The organism is Bathymodiolus japonicus methanotrophic gill symbiont (assembly GCF_019721995.1).
In the GTDB taxonomy this organism is placed as follows: domain Bacteria; phylum Pseudomonadota; class Gammaproteobacteria; order Methylococcales; family Methylomonadaceae; genus Methyloprofundus.
The window spans coordinates 147,501-163,413 of sequence record NZ_BLYC01000009.1 but is presented as its reverse complement, the minus strand read 5'-3'; the positions used below and the strand labels follow the sequence as shown (position 1 = coordinate 163,413).

General features: G+C 43.0%; 17 protein-coding genes and 4 pseudogenes. 10 read left to right on the top strand and 11 right to left on the bottom strand.

All coding sequences use genetic code 11. The features are described from left to right. Both K6984_RS14290 and K6984_RS14285 read right to left on the bottom strand, forming a co-directional pair. On the bottom strand, window positions 1-1,299 hold the full coding sequence (locus K6984_RS14290; protein WP_221893939.1) for a transposase: 1,299 nt from the start codon (window positions 1,297-1,299) through the stop codon (window positions 1-3). A gap of 459 nt (window positions 1,300-1,758) precedes the next feature. Next, window positions 1,759-2,037 (bottom strand): annotated as a pseudogene (locus tag K6984_RS14285) (IS66 family transposase); the annotation flags it as partial. A 330-nt stretch (window positions 2,038-2,367) separates the two neighbouring features. Here K6984_RS14285 and K6984_RS14280 point away from each other — a divergent pair. Continuing rightward, the gene (locus K6984_RS14280) at window positions 2,368-3,495 is read left to right on the top strand and encodes a transposase (RefSeq protein WP_221893938.1); all 1,128 of its coding nucleotides are present in this window, start codon (window positions 2,368-2,370) and stop codon (window positions 3,493-3,495) included. An 85-nt stretch (window positions 3,496-3,580) separates the two neighbouring features. On the opposite strand, the pseudogene tnpC reads toward K6984_RS14280, so the two are convergent. Further along, window positions 3,581-4,717 (bottom strand): annotated as a pseudogene (gene tnpC / locus K6984_RS14275) (IS66 family transposase); the annotation flags it as partial. 313 nt (window positions 4,718-5,030) lie between these two features. Here tnpC and K6984_RS14270 point away from each other — a divergent pair. Beyond that, complete coding sequence (locus tag K6984_RS14270) at window positions 5,031-5,198, top strand: hypothetical protein (protein ID WP_221896089.1); 168 nt, start codon at window positions 5,031-5,033, stop codon at window positions 5,196-5,198. 115 nt (window positions 5,199-5,313) lie between these two features. Here K6984_RS14270 and K6984_RS33580 read toward each other — a convergent pair whose 3' ends face one another. Then, on the bottom strand, window positions 5,314-5,442 hold the full coding sequence (locus tag K6984_RS33580; RefSeq protein ID WP_263458758.1) for a hypothetical protein: 129 nt from the start codon (window positions 5,440-5,442) through the stop codon (window positions 5,314-5,316). Window positions 5,443-5,543: 101 nt separating this feature from the next. Here K6984_RS33580 and K6984_RS14265 point away from each other — a divergent pair, with 101 nt between their 5' ends. Continuing rightward, window positions 5,544-5,711, top strand: a complete 168-nt coding sequence (locus K6984_RS14265) for a hypothetical protein (protein ID WP_221896089.1) — start codon at window positions 5,544-5,546, stop codon at window positions 5,709-5,711. Window positions 5,712-5,823: 112 nt separating this feature from the next. Here the strand turns inward: K6984_RS14265 and K6984_RS33575 are convergent, their stop codons facing one another. Further along, window positions 5,824-5,952 carry a hypothetical protein gene (locus K6984_RS33575; protein ID WP_263458596.1) on the bottom strand — a complete coding sequence of 43 codons (129 nt, stop codon included), beginning with the start codon at window positions 5,950-5,952 and terminating at the stop codon, window positions 5,824-5,826. Here K6984_RS33575 and K6984_RS14260 point away from each other — a divergent pair. Together K6984_RS14260 and K6984_RS14255 are read left to right on the top strand one after the other, a co-directional pair. Continuing rightward, window positions 5,930-6,133 (top strand): hypothetical protein, encoded by a 204-nt coding sequence (locus K6984_RS14260; protein ID WP_221896126.1) that lies wholly within the window; start codon window positions 5,930-5,932, stop codon window positions 6,131-6,133. The two genes, K6984_RS33575 and K6984_RS14260, sit on opposite strands and share 23 nt — an antisense overlap. 186 nt (window positions 6,134-6,319) lie before the next feature. Further along, window positions 6,320-6,817 carry a PaaI family thioesterase gene (locus K6984_RS14255; protein WP_230988091.1) on the top strand — a complete coding sequence of 166 codons (498 nt, stop codon included), beginning with the start codon at window positions 6,320-6,322 and terminating at the stop codon, window positions 6,815-6,817. A 939-nt stretch (window positions 6,818-7,756) separates the two neighbouring features. On the opposite strand, the gene K6984_RS31070 is transcribed toward K6984_RS14255, so the two are convergent. Further along, window positions 7,757-7,942 carry a hypothetical protein gene (locus tag K6984_RS31070; RefSeq protein ID WP_230988092.1) on the bottom strand — a complete coding sequence of 62 codons (186 nt, stop codon included), beginning with the start codon at window positions 7,940-7,942 and terminating at the stop codon, window positions 7,757-7,759. On the opposite strand from K6984_RS31070, the gene K6984_RS14250 reads away from it, so the two are divergent. Together K6984_RS14250 and K6984_RS14245 are read left to right on the top strand one after the other, a co-directional pair. Continuing rightward, a complete protein-coding gene (locus K6984_RS14250) occupies window positions 7,859-8,728 on the top strand; it encodes an IS701 family transposase (protein ID WP_230988090.1) in 870 nt (289 codons plus the stop codon). The two genes, K6984_RS31070 and K6984_RS14250, sit on opposite strands and share 84 nt — an antisense overlap. Window positions 8,729-8,998: 270 nt before the next feature. Continuing rightward, window positions 8,999-10,446 (top strand): annotated as a pseudogene (locus K6984_RS14245) (IS1634 family transposase); the annotation flags it as partial. A 2-nt stretch (window positions 10,447-10,448) separates the two neighbouring features. On the opposite strand, the gene K6984_RS14240 reads toward K6984_RS14245, so the two are convergent. The 3 genes from K6984_RS14240 to K6984_RS14230 all read right to left on the bottom strand — a co-directional run bounded on the left by K6984_RS14240 (window position 10,449) and on the right by K6984_RS14230 (window position 12,007). Continuing rightward, entirely contained in the window at window positions 10,449-11,282 is an 834-nt protein-coding gene (locus tag K6984_RS14240) for a transposase (protein WP_221896124.1), read from the bottom strand. Continuing rightward, window positions 11,188-11,448: a hypothetical protein gene (locus K6984_RS14235; protein WP_221896123.1), complete on the bottom strand. Its 261-nt coding sequence runs from the start codon at window positions 11,446-11,448 to the stop codon at window positions 11,188-11,190. The genes K6984_RS14240 and K6984_RS14235 overlap by 95 nt, the downstream gene beginning before the upstream one ends. A 79-nt stretch (window positions 11,449-11,527) precedes the next feature. Beyond that, on the bottom strand, window positions 11,528-12,007 hold the full coding sequence (locus tag K6984_RS14230; RefSeq protein WP_221896122.1) for a hypothetical protein: 480 nt from the start codon (window positions 12,005-12,007) through the stop codon (window positions 11,528-11,530). 234 nt (window positions 12,008-12,241) lie between these two features. On the opposite strand from K6984_RS14230, the pseudogene K6984_RS14225 reads away from it, so the two are divergent. From K6984_RS14225 to K6984_RS14220, 3 genes and pseudogenes are all read left to right on the top strand, one after another. After that, window positions 12,242-12,682 (top strand): annotated as a pseudogene (locus K6984_RS14225) (IS1634 family transposase); the annotation flags it as partial. 230 nt (window positions 12,683-12,912) lie between these two features. Further along, entirely contained in the window at window positions 12,913-13,041 is a 129-nt protein-coding gene (locus K6984_RS33570) for a hypothetical protein (RefSeq protein WP_263458596.1), read from the top strand. A gap of 27 nt (window positions 13,042-13,068) precedes the next feature. Then, window positions 13,069-13,245, top strand: coding sequence for a hypothetical protein (locus K6984_RS14220; RefSeq protein WP_221896120.1), 177 nt, complete (start codon window positions 13,069-13,071; stop codon window positions 13,243-13,245). A 160-nt stretch (window positions 13,246-13,405) separates the two neighbouring features. Here K6984_RS14220 and K6984_RS14215 read toward each other — a convergent pair whose 3' ends face one another. Then, a complete protein-coding gene (locus K6984_RS14215) occupies window positions 13,406-14,812 on the bottom strand; it encodes a transposase (protein ID WP_221896119.1) in 1,407 nt (468 codons plus the stop codon). A 44-nt stretch (window positions 14,813-14,856) separates the two neighbouring features. Then, window positions 14,857-15,390, bottom strand: a complete 534-nt coding sequence (locus K6984_RS14210; RefSeq protein WP_221896118.1) for a hypothetical protein — start codon at window positions 15,388-15,390, stop codon at window positions 14,857-14,859. Window positions 15,391-15,913 lie beyond the last annotated feature (523 nt).

The following is a 15,913-nucleotide window of genomic DNA, read 5'->3' as shown; positions in this document are numbered from 1 at the left end:
TCAGTGTTCCCCTATCAATTGAGGCCGTGAAACTAACCTCGCCACAAGAGAGCTCATAAAGCACTGTAAAGACATTCCTGTTATTATTGCGTTTTGAACTGCCCGAATGGTATACGAGCTGATACGAGATATTCTTGCCTGGAAAAATAATGGATTCACAAAACGATCTCGTTTTTGAGCCTGTTGCTGCCTTATCTCCAGAGCCTCGCTATATTTTTTATCCGATGGATGAATCAATTCTGGCTGTTGTGTTTTTGAAATCTCTTCAAATACGCGCATTAAATTATAGCTCATTGCAGTCAGGCGCATTTGATTTTCAAGTGAGCGGGTATTGGAAGACCAAGCTTTAGTTTCCTTGAAATTACTTTTAGTGTTATTGAATGTCTTTTCAATCGTCCATCGCTTGAAATACAGCATGGCAATGGTTCCAGGGTTAATAGTCATTGGCAAGGTTGTCACAAACCGGTGAAGTTTTCCGGTTTCTGGATCACGGTAATCCACCACGTTAAATTTGATGCCCTTGTTTTCGTACACACTGTATGCTTCAACCCCTGTATTGATCTCATGGCGGGAGTCAAAAGGGATAGACTCAACCAGAGTCGCAATTGAATTTTCTTTTAGCATTGAAATCATGTAATTAGCATGTCGTTTCTGCCGATCCCACCAGACAAAGTCGGTGACGGCTTTATCGTAGACATAGAGATGTTTCTGAGAGCTGTTATTTCCCTTGTTTTGCTTTTCAATATGATCTCGTAACACAGGTGTTTCTTGATGCCTCTGAGTTCCGTTTGTCACCAGACAAAGAAATCTGAGCAACCCACTTCTGAGATTCAACGCGTAAATCCCCCCGGCCGCATAAACTTTCCCCTTGCTGTTTTTTTCAGTATGGCAGGCATGATCAATAAAATGTCCATCCGCTGCTTCTATGGTGTATTCGTCAAGTTCTGGGAATGCTTTAAGATAATCAATGCCTTGCGATAGCAGTGTTTCAGAGTGAAGATGGTAGCTCTGCTGTTCAAATGCCTCAAGCATACTTGTTCGTCTATGCGACTTCAGTGATTTAAAATACGTTGAGTGGGGAAGCAGCTGGCCATAAATCTGTTCATTGGTTTGGAGGAAATGGCGACCACTATCGACTACACTGATACAGCGTAATAACCCAAGGCGAATAAAGTCGATATCCTTCAACTCTGGGCATGAACGAGCCCACAAAGGATGACGCTCTGCTAACAGGGCACGTTCCATACTTTCATTGCAGTGTTGGTGAATATGTTCAGAGAGTGGTAGGTCTTTAAGCATGGGTGATATCCGTTTATGAGGTGATTAAAACGGAAATTTTTAGAAAATTTTTTCGGCAATTGCAAGCTTTATTTGAAATTATTTGTTGTTTCTTTACGGTGCCTACAGAGTGTCTATTTGCTGTTATAAGTGATTAAAATCAAAAAGATGGAAATATTCGAGTGGTGCTACCTTCAGGTAGGTTATAGGCTGCTTTGTTTAGGTACTTCTTCTTTCAATGGGAACACTGATGATGAAGACAATACTACATATACTTCGCGCGGTCACGACTGCGGATTTCTAACGACTGAGTTTTTGCCGATAGCGGCGTTGCTTAAACAGTTGCGTAGCCAGCTATGCGCCTGTTTTAGTGCCTTGCCCTCGACAAAAATCAGTGTACTATAAATTCCGCATCCGTGACCGCGCGAAGTATACCTTCAATTTCGTAACTACTCAGCTTCGCTGAGTAGTTCAATGAAATTATAAAGCAAATTCAGGTAACTTTCCCTCAAAGACCAAGGTCATTGCCTGAGTTGCACTTAGACCTTGTTTACGGCACGTTGATAAATACCCTCTGACACGACAAAATATCTCTGCACCCTTGGTACTACGAAAGCAGCCGGATATTTTCTGTTGAACCTTGGCCATCCGAATCGAATTTTCTGCGGCATTATTGGTAAATGGCACCCAGGTATTTGTCATGAAGCGCAAGACATCCTCTTCATAATTAATCAGCCTTTCCAGTAAGTTTCTAGCTTTACCATCAGTGTTCCCATTGAAAGAAGAAGTACCTAAACAAAGCAGCCTATAACCTACCTGAAGGTAGCACCACTCGAATATTTCCATATTTTTGATTTTAATCACTTATAACAGCAAATAGACACTCTGTAGGCACCGTAAAAAAACAACAAATAATTTCAAATAAAGCTTGCAATTACCGAAAAAAATTTTCTAAAAATTCCCGTTTTAATCACCTCATAAACGGATATCACCCATGCTTAAAGACCTACCACTCTCTGAACATATTCACCAACACTGCAATGAAAGTATGGAACGTGCCCTGTTGCCCTGTTAGCAGAGCGTCATCCTTTGTGGGCTCGTTCATGCCCAGAGTTGAAGGATATCGACTTTATTCGCCTTGGGTTATTACGCTGTATCAGTGTAGTCGATAGTGGTCGCCATTTCCTCCAAACCAATGAACAGATTTATGGCCAGCTGCTTCCCCACTCAACGTATTTTAAATCACTGAAGTCGCATAGACGAACAAGTATGCTTGAGGCATTTGAACAGCAGAGCTACCATCTTCACTCTGAAACACTGCTATCGCAAGACATTGATTATCTTAAAGCATTACCGGAACTTGACGAATACACCATAGAAGCAGCGGATGGACATTTTATTGATCATGCCTGCCGTACTGAAAAAAACAGCAAGGGGAAAGTTTATGCGGCCGGGGGGATTTACGCGTTGAATCTCAGAAGTGGGTTGCTCAGATTTCTTTGTCTGGTGACAAACGGAACTCAGAGGCATCAAGAAATACCTGTGTTACGAGATCATATTGAAAAGCAAAACAAGGGAAATAACAGCTCTCAGAAACATCTCTATGTCTACGATAAAGCCGTCACCGACTTTGTCTGGTGGGATCGGCAGAAACGACATGCTAATTACATGATTTCAATGCTAAAAGAAAATTCAATTGCGCCTCTGGTTGAGTCTATCCCTTTTGACTCCCACCATGAGATCAATACAGGGGTTGAAGCATACAGTGTGTACGAAAACAAGGGCATCAAATTTAACGTGGTGGATTACCGTGATCCAGAAACCGGAAAACTTCACCGGTTTGTGACAACCTTGCCAATGACTATTAACCCTGGAACCATTGCCATGCTGTATTTCAAGCGATGGACGATTGAAAAGACATTCAATAACACTAAAAGTAATTTCAAGGAAACTAAAGCTTGGTCTTCCAATACCCGCTCACTTGAAGATCAAATGCGTCTGACTGCAATGAGCTATAATTTAATGCGCGTGTTTGAAGAGATTTCAAAAACACAACAGCCAGAATTGATTCATCCATCGGATAAAAAATATAGCGAGGCTCTGGAGATAAGGCAACAACAGGCCCAAAAACGAGATCGTTTTGTGAATCCATATTTTTCCAGGCAAGAATATCTCGTATCAGCTCGTATACCATTCGGGCAGTTCAAAACGCAATAATAACAGGAATGTCTTTACAGTGCTTTATGAGCTCTCTTGTGGCGAGGTTAGTTTCACGGCCTCAATTGATAGGGGAACACTGATGAGCTTTACTGCGTTTTATTCGCTCCCGTTTTACTTCTTTAGGCTTATCGGGTGGTGGGCATTCGATCTCCGCTTTGCCAAGTAATTCTCTGTATTGTACCTTCCATTTTTCTGCTTCTTTATGTAGTAGCATGCCACCTGCTTCATTGACGGCATCATTCATTTTTTCAAGTAGTCGTTTCATTTCAAGCGCCCACTCCTGTTTATCCTGCTCCCAGGCGCGCGTTAATTCCCTCAAATGATGTGCATTACAAAGCGAATGAGTACAATCATATTTATAGTAGGGCTTCCAATGATCATGACATAAAATCCCATGAAAATGGGGTAAAATACCAATGTCATTCATTGCCTCTGTGCCACGTTTGGCATGGGGAAAGAAGTGTGTCCACTGAACATTGGAGGCCCCATGTAGCCAATGGCGCTTACCATTAATATTAATGCCTGTTTCATCCGCATGAATGCACGCTGATTCGACTAAGTGTTCTTTACTGATAGTTTCAAACCCAGCCAACTTCTCATAGGCCAGTTCATTGAAATTATAGATAGAGCCTTCACTAATCGGCATACCTAATTGATCAGCGAAATACTCCTGTATTCGGTTGTAGGGCAATAACTGATATTGCGAAAGATAAACCACATGGGCTTTTATCCCATTACCATATTGCGCAGCCTTAGTAACCTCATCTGGAAAAGGAGCGATAAAACACTGCCCTTTTTCATTTATCAACCGTTGCGCCTGGTATTCTGTCACTACCCTTGAGATATCAATATCGAATACCTGGCGTGTTTCAAAGCCATCTGCCGTGTATCGCCCTTTTGGCAAGGTACGGCGATCAATGGTAATGATCTCGATTTCATCCGGGTCATCTATTTTTTGAAGTGTCGTGCCGACATGCGATTTTTGTCCGCCAGAAGGCTTATCTGATTTTTTTCGATTCCCTTTTTTACGTTTGGGATCACTTGCAGGTGGTTTACTGCTATTTTTGCTGTTCAGTGTCACTCGATTGAGTAATACCGTGACTAATAATAGAATCACTTCCAGTGCTGATTTTAGCGCAGGCGATATATCACGCTCAGTTTCAAGTAACTGTTTGGCATGACTGATTGCGGAATCAACATCGATGAAGTCTATTTTCAAAGGGTAACCTGTATTGCTTTAAGGACAGGCTTATTATCTCATGGGTTTTAAATCCCGAATTTTCCTTGTTTTAAGCGATTGTAAGGCGAATAAAAAAGTTCTTCGAGGTCGTAGATGTTTAAGGGGACATTTTGTGATGACTATAGCGATAGAAGCAATAAAGCGTGGATTAATCGACTGTTGGGCAGTTTACTAAAAATCACAAAAACCAGACTAAAACCCTGTCAAGACTTTTTTAATTATTCAGGCGCGCCATGCTACCTCACAACATTCTGGAACTCCTGTCACCAACATTCATTCGCCTACGCAGGGAATGGGAGATGCCCTGGTCGCCCTGCGTCCGCCTCAACTACTCAACTACGCACAAAACCCTGCTCAGTTAAGTCTACCTCAAATGGCTGGACGGCTATTCGGAATGCAATTCTTGCCTCCCTCGCGCGCTACCGCTGAAAATCCTAGAAACGGAGCTTTAGCGAAGTGAAGATTTTTAGTCCGCGATAGCCGTAGGGCCGTTGTTTTGTCGGAGTCTGAGCGTTAGCGAAGGTGGAGACAAAATAAAAGGCCATCCGACGACACGGCGTCAAGTCATTTGGAGCCTATGTTCCGACCCCTTGTTGGGTCGGGACGAGGTGACGAGGACGAACCGGGGCCGCCGGAGGCATAAGTGGTCGCGTTAAGTTTTTGCTGCTTGCTTGGGCTGGGATGCCCAAAACAAGCTTTCGCAAAAATAGCGACTCCCCGAACTTTTTTAATTATTCAGGCGCGCCATGCTACCTCACAACATTCTGGGACTCCTGTCACCAACATTCATTCGCCTACGCAGGGAATGGGAGATGCCCTGGTCGCCCTGCGTCCGCCTCAACTACTCAACTACGCACAAAACCCTGCTCAGTTAAGTCTACCTCAAATGGCTGGACGGCTATTCGGAATGCAATTCTTGCCTCCCTCGCGCGCTACCGCTGAAAATCCTAGAAACGGAGCTTTAGCGAAGTGAAGATTTTTAGTCCGCGATAGCCGTAGGGCCGTTGTTTTGTCGGAGTCTGAGCGTTAGCGAAGGTGGAGACAAAATAAAAGGCCATCCGACACGGCGTCAAGTCATTTGGAGCCTATGTTCCGACCCCTTGTTGGGTCGGAACGAGGTGACGAGGACGAATCGGGGCCGCCGGAGGCATAAGTGGTCGCGTTAAGTTTTTGCTGCTTGCTTGGGCTGGGATGCCCAAAACAAGCTTTCGCAAAAATAGCGACTCCCCGATAGCGCACTTCGGATCAGCGAATTGCCCTGTCGCCTACCAGAGACTAAAAATCATCACTCCGCTTAGGCTCCGTTTCCCTGATTTTAAGCGTACGCTGAGTAGTTACTCAATTTCTTCATGGTTGACAAATAATAATTTTAAACTCAACTCATTTATGAACTGAAGTTTCCCAATTATTATTTATGGTAAAATTGAAACTATGCTACAACTATATGAAAAAAATAGTCTTTTCATTCGTTTCAAATGCTATTGCCTAAGGGGAATTAAGTAGGGGTTTGCTATAAACATGGCAAAACCACCTAAAATAAACCTCGATACACCAGCATGGTGTATTTCAGCTACTCAATAATTGGGAAACTTCAGATTTATGAACTTACGCCGCTTTATCTGGAATACGTCTTTAATATCGGATAAACAAAGAATCCAGTGGTTTCCTGCTTTTTGGTTAATGCGCATTAAAGTACTGGAATTATCTCCAGACTGGCGACATATTAAAATTCGCCTGCCTCATAGCTGGATTGCTACTAATATAGGTGGCAGTATGTATGGCGGCTTTCAGGCAAATCTTGCCGATCCCATTGCAGCGATGGCCTGTACTAGAATATTTCCTGACTATGCGGTCTGGACACGCTCGCTACATCTGGATTTCAGGGCACAAGGCTTAACTGACCTGGAACTACGCTTTCATATCCCCGCAGAAATCGAGCAGCAAATCCGTGATGACCTGTCACGCAAAGGCAGAAGTACGCCCTTGTTTGAATATGGCTATTATCAAGAAGATGACTCTTTATGTACGCTTGTCCAGGCAAGAGTGGCAATTCGCCCGGCTGGCTATAAGAAATTATAACGTACAACTCGATGTTCAAGTTTTTTAACTGATTGATTTTATTGATAATTTTACTGACAAAGAAAGCATCAACATCATTGTAAATCAATCACTTATAAAACAAAGCCGGAAAAATTTACTTTTCTTAGCCCAGTTATAGCTGAAAACTTGAACATCGAGTACAAAGAGAAAACTAGTGATAGTCACACCTAGTTGTCTATTGATGACGTAATAAAAACAAACCGGCCAAGCTTATCAGCAACTAGCTATTCAAAGGCAGTAATAAAGTCTTGATAACATATATAACTGAAGTTTCCTAGTTTTTAAAGCATAAGAATATCAGCTAATGCTTATTTTTCTGAAATATTAGATATTACTAATATTAATGGCATTCCGTTGACTAAAAGCCTTGAATTCTTTTTAAAAACAACAGGTTAATCGTGAATTAGGCCTAGTTTTAGTGTATAATGAAAGTTTCTAACACATTGATTATACAAACAAACCGGCCTCATTCATGTTCATTCGCTGAAAATCATGGAAACGGAGCTTAGCGAAGTGGTGATTTTTAGTCCCTGATAGGCGACAGGGCAATTCGCTGATTAGACGTGTGCTAGCAGCACGCGAGAGGAGCAAGAATTGCATTCCGAATAGCCGTCCAGCCAGTGAGGTAGTAATGACGAAGCGGCTTTTGTGCGTAGTCGTTACGGACGCAGGGCGTTCAGGGCATCTCCCATCCGCTGCGTAGGTGAACGAGTTATGGCGACAGGAGTCCCGGAATTTCGTGAGGTAGCATGGCGCGCCTGAAGATCATTTTTCCAAAACCACTTTAGGCCGCGAACGAGCCTCTCTGTTTGTTTACACGATACTGTCTATTATCGTTCCCTTTACGTCGTCGATGACATCTAATCTTTGGCGTTGCCTTGATACGTTGTTTGGGTTTGAGATCAAGAATAAGCGCTTTTACACTTTCATGGCTTCTTCAACTTTGCCGTGGGCTGGGCTGTGGAAAACTATCTGGGAGCTGATTCCGTCTCCTGAAACAGATGGGCGCATATTGGTTGCATGGATGACTCCATTATCGCTAAAGTAGGCAAAAATATCTTCGGCTGTGAAGCCATTTTTGACCACGCGGCCAAATCGAATCAAAGCAAATATCCATGGGCACAAAATATTGTATCGGTAAGGTTGCTGAAACAGGTCAAAGGTCGCTGGGCGTGCTTATTTTTAGATTTCCGATTTTATCTCCCCTTAAAAACAATTCAGGCAAAAAAAGAAACCGCCACGATAAGAGGTGATGTCGTTCCTTTCCAGACCAAGATGGCTCAGGCGGCTCAAATGCTGATTGCAATTGCAGAACATTTTTCCACCGCTCCGATATTGACAGTCACTGATAGCTGGTTTGGCAACAATGGCCTATGGAAGCCTGTTTACAAAGCTATCGGAAGCCGGTTTAATATTCTCTCTAGGTTAAGGTGCAATAATGTACTGTACGATCGTCCAGAAAAAAGAAAACCCAAGCAGAGGGGGCGGAATAAAAAGTACGGGCAGCGTCTGAGGTCAGCCACAGACATGGCAAAAACAGTACAACAAAAGGCCCGATCGTATACCGTGAATCTCTATGGAAAACAGCGTGAAGTCAGGGCTTATAGTCGCGTTGTCATGCTGAAAACATTGAAACGATCCGTTCAGGTTGTCTGGGTGTTTCGTCGCACACAGTGGATTGCTTTGTTTACGACCGATCTAAGTTTATCCGTCACACAGATTATTGAGTATTATGGTGCGCGATGGAAAATAGAATCCGGGTTCAAAGAGCTCAAGCAAGACATAGGGAGCCATAAAAGTCAGTGTCGAAATGCGCAGGCAGTGACCAACCATCGCTTAAAATCAGGGAAACGGAGCCTAAGCGGAGTGATGATTTTTAGTCTCTGGTAGGCGACAGGGCAATTCGCTGATCCGAAGTGCGCTAGTAGCGCGCGAGGGAGGCAAGAATTGCATTCCGAATAGCCGTCCAGCCATTTGAGGTAGTCTTAACCTATCTTCGTCACTTTTTATCTCTTCAAGTCATTGATTTATAATTCGCATTAAAAATTCATCGTAAAAATCCCTTTGGAATCAATGGTGTTTTTTTTGAGGGTCTCTGTAGTGCCATCTTAACTTGCTCTGCCCCTTGATTTTCCCTGGTTTTTCACCGATGCTAGTGGTATGTATATTCGAAGAACCAAAACAAAAAGCCTTGAAGACGGCTCAGCTTATTTCACTTACCGCATTGTAGAATCTGTGCGTATAGGAAAACAAGTCAAGCAACGTACATTGCTCAATATAGGTGCGGACTTTACGATTGATAAAAAGTACTGGCCCTTGCTGACGGCCAGAATCGAACAATTACAGCAAGGTTTGGAACCACATCAGGAAGAGCTATTCAATTTAGCCGATGATTTAAATCAACTTCTGGAAGCAACAGCCCAGCGCTATAGCTCACTGATGACTGCAAAACTGTCACAACCGCTAGATTCAAAAACAACAACGCGAGATTTTCATCATGTCGATATTAATCATGTCGAAGCCATTAATGCCCGTAGTATTGGTGTTGAAACCCTGGCACTGCATGCCGCACAGCAGTTACAGCTAGACGAAAAACTCATGGCGCTGGGCTTTAATAAAGTAGATACGGCGACGGCCCTGGGCACTATCATAGGACGTATGGTTTCACCCGGCAGTGAACTGCAAACACATGATTGGTTGCAAAATCGAACAGGCCTGGGCGAATTACTGGGTCATGACTACGGTAACACCAGCCTGACGCGATTATATACAGTCAGTGACAAGCTACTCAAACATCAGGCAACTCTTGAATATTCTCTGGCTGACCGAGAGCAGACGTTGTTCAATTTAAACCGCAAGATTGTATTGTACGATCTGACCAATACTTATTTTGAAGGCCAGTGCGCCCGAAACCCGAAAGCGAAATTCGGTCGCTCTAAAGAGAAACGCACTGATTGCCCGTTGGTTACTCTGGGGCTGGTTCTGGATGGTGACGGCTTTCCATTGAGTAGTCAGGTTTTTCCCGGCAACGCCAGTGAGCCCGCGACCTTGAAACTGATGCTTGACGAACTGCGAGACAAGGATCCCTTTCATCAAATAAAGCCGGTGGTTATCATGGATGCCGGCATTGCCAGCGCTGACAATATTGTCTGGTTAATCGAACAAGATTATCATTATCTCGTTGTCAGTCGAGAACAACATGTAAAAACCCAAGAGATCAGAAAACTCCGGTAGCGGTCAGGGATACCCGGGACAGCAATGTTGTTGTTTATCGTGAAGTTGATCAAGAAACCGAGGAAACCCGACTCTATTGTCATTCAGAACAAAAAGCAAAAAAAGAACAAGGTATCCGTAATCGCTTCCATGCTCGTCTGGAAGAGGCCCTGGAAAAACTGCACACAGGTCTGAGCAAAAAAGGCACCCTTAAAAAATACGACAAAATACTGGAACGTATCGGACGACTACGTGAAAAACATAGCCGTGTTGCTGCAGATTACACCATTAACGTTATCGCGGATGACAAAAAAAACAAAGCCATCGGTATAGAATGGCAACGTAAACCTGAAAGTGACCAAAAAGATAAGCACTGTGGTGTTTACTGCCTAAGACATCAGTGTTCCCCTATCAATTGAGGCCGTGAAACTAACCTCGCCACAAGAGAGCTCATAAAGCACTGTAAAGACATTCCTGTTATTATTGCGTTTTGAACTGCCCGAATGGTATACGAGCTGATACGAGATATTCTTGCCTGGAAAAATAATGGATTCACAAAACGATCTCGTTTTTGAGCCTGTTGCTGCCTTATCTCCAGAGCCTCGCTATATTTTTTATCCGATGGATGAATCAATTCTGGCTGTTGTGTTTTTGGAATCTCTTCAAACACGCGCATTAAATTATAGCTCATTGCAGTCAGGCGCATTTGATTTTCAAGTGAGCGGGTATTGGAAGACCAAGCTTTAGTTTCCTTGAAATTACTTTTAGTGTTATTGAATGTCTTTTCAATCGTCCATCGCTTGAAATACAGCATGGCAATGGTTCCAGGGTTAATAGTCATTGGCAAGGTTGTCACAAACCGGTGAAGTTTTCCGGTTTCTGGATCACGGTAATCCACCACGTTAAATTTGATGCCCTTGTTTTCGTACACACTGTATGCTTCAACCCCTGTATTGATCTCATGGCGGGAGTCAAAAGGGATAGACTCAACCAGAGTCGCAATTGAATTTTCTTTTAGCATTGAAATCATGTAATTAGCATGTCGTTTCTGCCGATCCCACCAGACAAAGTCGGTGACGGCTTTATCGTAGACATAGAGATGTTTCTGAGAGCTGTTATTTCCCTTGTTTTGCTTTTCAATATGATCTCGTAACACAGGTATTTCTTGATGCCTCTGAGTTCCGTTTGTCACCAGACAAAGAAATCTGAGCAACCCACTTCTGAGATTCAACGCGTAAATCCCCCCGGCCGCATAAACTTTCCCCCGCTGTCAGCCCCGGACGGGCTGATAGTCTCCAGAAGGCGCAGGGAAATTTGCCAATCCGAAGTGCGCGATAGCGCGCGAGGGAGGCTAAAATTTTATCCCGAATAGCCGTAGAGCCATTTGTGGTAGCCATGACTGAGCTGCTTTGTGCTCAGTCTGTGGCGGACGCAGGGCGGCTGGAGCATCTCCTATTCGCTGCGTAGGTGAACGAATTACGGCGACAGGAGTCCCGGAATTTCGTGAGGTAGCATGGCGCGCCTGTTGCTGTTTTTTTCAGTATGGCAGGCATGATCAATAAAATGTCCATCCGCTGCTTCTATGGTGTATTCGTCAAGTTCTGGGAATGCTTTAAGATAATCAATGCCTTGCGATAGCAGTGTTTCAGAGTGAAGATGATAGCTCTGCTGTTCAAATGCCTCAAGCATACTTGTTCGTCTATGCGACTTCAGTGATTTAAAATACGTTGAGTGTGGAAGCAGCTGGCCATAAATCTGTTCATTGGTTTGGAGGAAATGGCGACCACTATCGACTACACTGATACAGCGTAATAACCCAAGGCGAATAAAGTCGATATCCTTCAACTCTGGGCATGAACGAGCCCACAAAGGATGACGCTCTGCTAACAGGGCACGTTCCATACTTTCATTGCAGTGTTGGTGAATATGTTCAGAGAGTGGTAGGTCTTTAAGCATGGGTGATATCCGTTTATGAGGTGATTAAAACGGAAATTTTTAGAAAACCTTTTTCGGCAATTGCAAGCTTTATTTGAAATTATTTGTTGTTTTTTACGGTGCCTACAGAGTGTCTATTTGCTGTTATAAGTGATTAAAATCAAAAATATGGAAATATTCGAGTGGTGCTACCTTCAGGTAGGTTATAGGCTGCTTTGTTTAGGTACTTCTTCTTTCAATGGGAACACTGATGGCCTAAGAACGAATATCCCTGACTGGTCGGAAGAACAGTTATGGCTAACCTATACCATGCTGACTGAGATTGAAGCGACCTTTAGAAGCCTGAAAACCGAGCTAGGCTTGCGCCCTGTCTATCACAAAAAAGAAGAGCGGGTTACCGGACACCTATTCATCACATTATTAGCTTACCACCTGGTACATGTGCTGCGTTATCAACTTAGATTGCAGGACATCCATCTAAGCTGGGAAAGCATTCGCAACAGGATGTCGACCCAGCAACGCATGACCATTACTTTACCCACGGATAACGATACAATCATTCACCTGCGAACCACAAGCAAAGCAGAAACCAGACAAAAACAAATATACACTGCGTTGAATATTAACCCCGACCCGATTGGAAAAGTTAAAACGATCGTTGATATGAAACCTGTAGTGCCAACTGGGGCCGATTGAAAAGTTTAACTCATTGAAATAATGGGAAATTGACTGCATATGTCACGAAGATAGGCTAAGCTGATAGATATTGCCTTCAAGCCGGCTATCGGCACGAAGGTGTAGTTTGCCTTTTCTAAGTTCAACGCCTTCCAACTCTTTATTTTGCGAGTAAGTGATTAATTGTGTCTGGCCATTTACTAGCACTTGCCCCAGTCTGGTTTCGGCAAGGCTTCGGGGAGTCGCTATTTTTGCGAAAGCTTGTTTTGGGCATCCCAGCCCAAGCAAGCAGCAAAAACTTAACGCGACCACTTATGCCTCCGGCGGCCCCGATTCGTCCTCGTCACCTCGTCCCGACCCAACAAGGGGTCGGAACATAGGCTCCAAATGACTTGACGCCGTGTCGGATGGCCTTTTATTTTGTCTCCACCTTCGCTAACGCTCAGACTCCGACAAAACAACGGCCCTACGGCTATCGCGGACTAAAAATCATCACTTCGCTTAGGCTACGTTTCCCTGATTTTCAGCGATCGAGTCGCCAGCCGTGTGTAATTTGGCCATTAATCTGGTCTTGTACAGTGTAGCCAGTGCCGTCAAAGTCAAGCCATAGTTCGCGTGAGATAGATAAGTTATTAGGTTCGGGCTGAGGGTCACCGCGCCTAACTATCTTAAATTGCATCTTGTCGCCTTGCTTAACACTCGATGTTCAAGTTTTTCCATCCCATTGCCATCAAACTCTTACCTTCACCCAGCAGAACAATACTTTAATGATGGTGTTGGCCCTAAGCGCCCTAAATCTCTGCCAATCATATGTCTTCCTGATGGCATCAGTTGAAACACATCCTTTATTAATTCACCTAACTCTTTCAGCTTATCACCAGGATCTGGAAACTCTAGCAATGACGTGATGAACTCAAGCAGTACATCCATTTGAGACTTGCGCTGTAAGCTTCCTACGGTATACGCAGGTAGTTTGCTTTCAATGCGGGCTATTTGCTCTGGGTGAAGGAGAAGGCAATGGTCAAACAAAAGACTCAGAATCAGGCCACGGTTTGATCCCTCTTCATCTAATTGTTTGGCCTCACGCCCCCATCCTTCATAAAGCTTCCAGTCCTCAAAGGAAACCTCAATCAGCCATCTCAACGTATAGGCTTGAATAATATCTTGTGTGCGCCAAGTCAGGTCTGTCGCCACTAAATAGCGATAGTCGTTTTCACCGTCATATTTTAAGGCAATGACAAAGCGTTTTTTACTGTGAGAACTCACCTTTAATCGTGCACTGCTGACAGTCACTTTAATCTCTTTGCCGCCACGTACACGTATTATCTGATCAATGCCTTTGTTAATCGAATTAAAGTAGCTCTCGACTGACCTTATTCTACCTCTATATTCAATATTTTGGTTTTTACGTAATTGGCTAATCACCTGCGAGCCTCCAGATTCTTTAGCGGCTTCGTCCATAAAGGCTTTTTCACCATAAAGCGCATCAGCCAGTACGCCTTTAATTTTAATCAGGCTATGCGCAACTTTAAACTCTTTTAATAAGCCTAATGCAATCTCTGTTTTGGTCGGGTAGGCACTGTCACGTTCAGGCTTAATAGGCCGATCTTTTTTTGCTATACCGCTATTTTTCAACCGTTTATCTTCTTTATCCCACTGCTTTAAGGCTGGATCCGGCATATAAAAGAAAAAACCGACAGGCACTGTAATGGATGAGGTAACTAGCAGCAATAATACTATCGTTTGTCCATTAACATACCCGCCGGAGCCTTTGTGTTTCTGCTTGTAAACCTTATAGATACGTTTTGTAGACTTAGATCGTGCTCGGTCTGATTCATCAAAGGCCAACACACCTTCAGTAATGCCATAACGTTTTAAAATTAAGACCACACTCACCCGTAGCAACCAGTCCCAGGGTATACTTGCTTTACGAAACACCCAGGATAATGCGGCTACTTTGCAATCTCCAAGGCTTGCTCGCTCAAACTTAGCCCAGCAAACAGAGTTCATTAGCAGTATGCCCGTTAAACAAGTGCCCAACCAAGCGGCTTGAATCCGTGTCAAAGCGGCTCCGGGTTTTAGCTGATTGAGCGCATCATTTAAATCGTCAATATAGCTTTGGATAAAGGTGGCTGGGGCATTCATTAACATGGGCTTACACCGATAAAATTACAACAACCTCAGAATACCTGATTTTACCTTCTCAATATCAAAAACTTGAACATCGAGTTAAACCAAAGTTGTTGGTTTTTTATAGTAGGGTAGGCAATGCTCTTATTAAGAACTCGGACTGAAATAATGCCCGTAAGTGTGGGGATAGCAAGACTTTCAGGGGTATGGTCCCAAAAAAATGAAGCTTGTATCTGGTAGTGTCCAGCATCAAGCTTGATGGCAGGATTATTGTTGTAACTGATGACTAAGGCGGGTTTATTGTTAACAGTTACATTTTGGGGCCAATGATCAGGATTGCCAGGTAAGGTGATATAGCTTTTATTGTAAATCTGCCAGTTACTGGTAAATTTACCCTGCTGCTTTTGTATATCAAGATTAAGTTGACTAGGCCACGCACAGTATTTTGTCTTTGTATCATTATAAAAGAAAGGACAATGCAGCTGAGTGTCATCTTCAAGCACCCAGTCTACCCAGGGTTGTAATGGCTTTGGGACTTTTTCAGCTGGTAAGGCGTTTACACTTAGAGGCGTCAGAGTTAGTAAACTGAAGTTTCCCAATTATTGAGTAGCTGAAATACACAATGCTGGTGTATCGAGGTTTATTTTAGGTGGTTTTGCCATGTTTATAGCAAACCCCTACTTAAATCCCCTCAGGCAATAGCATTTGAAACGAATGAAAAGACTATTTTTTTCATATAGTTGTAGCATAGTTTCAATTTTACCATAAATAATTATTGGGAAACTTCAGTTAGTAAAACAAACAGCCAGATAGTACGTGTCATAGCAAGTCCCTCTATAAAAACAGTCTAAGACTCGATGTTCAAGTTTTTTAACTGATTGATTTTATTTATAATTTTACTGATAAAGAAAACATCAACATCATTGTAAATCAATCACTTATAAAACAAATCCGGAAAAATTTACTTTTCTTAGCCCAGTTATAGCTGAAAACTTGAACATCGAGTAAAAGTAATTCTAACCTAATCATAGGCAATATAGGAAAGAATAAGAAAAAATATATTTCTATAAAATCAGTGACTTGAAAAATAATTGGAAGATAGGGTGTTATTAAAACAATAAA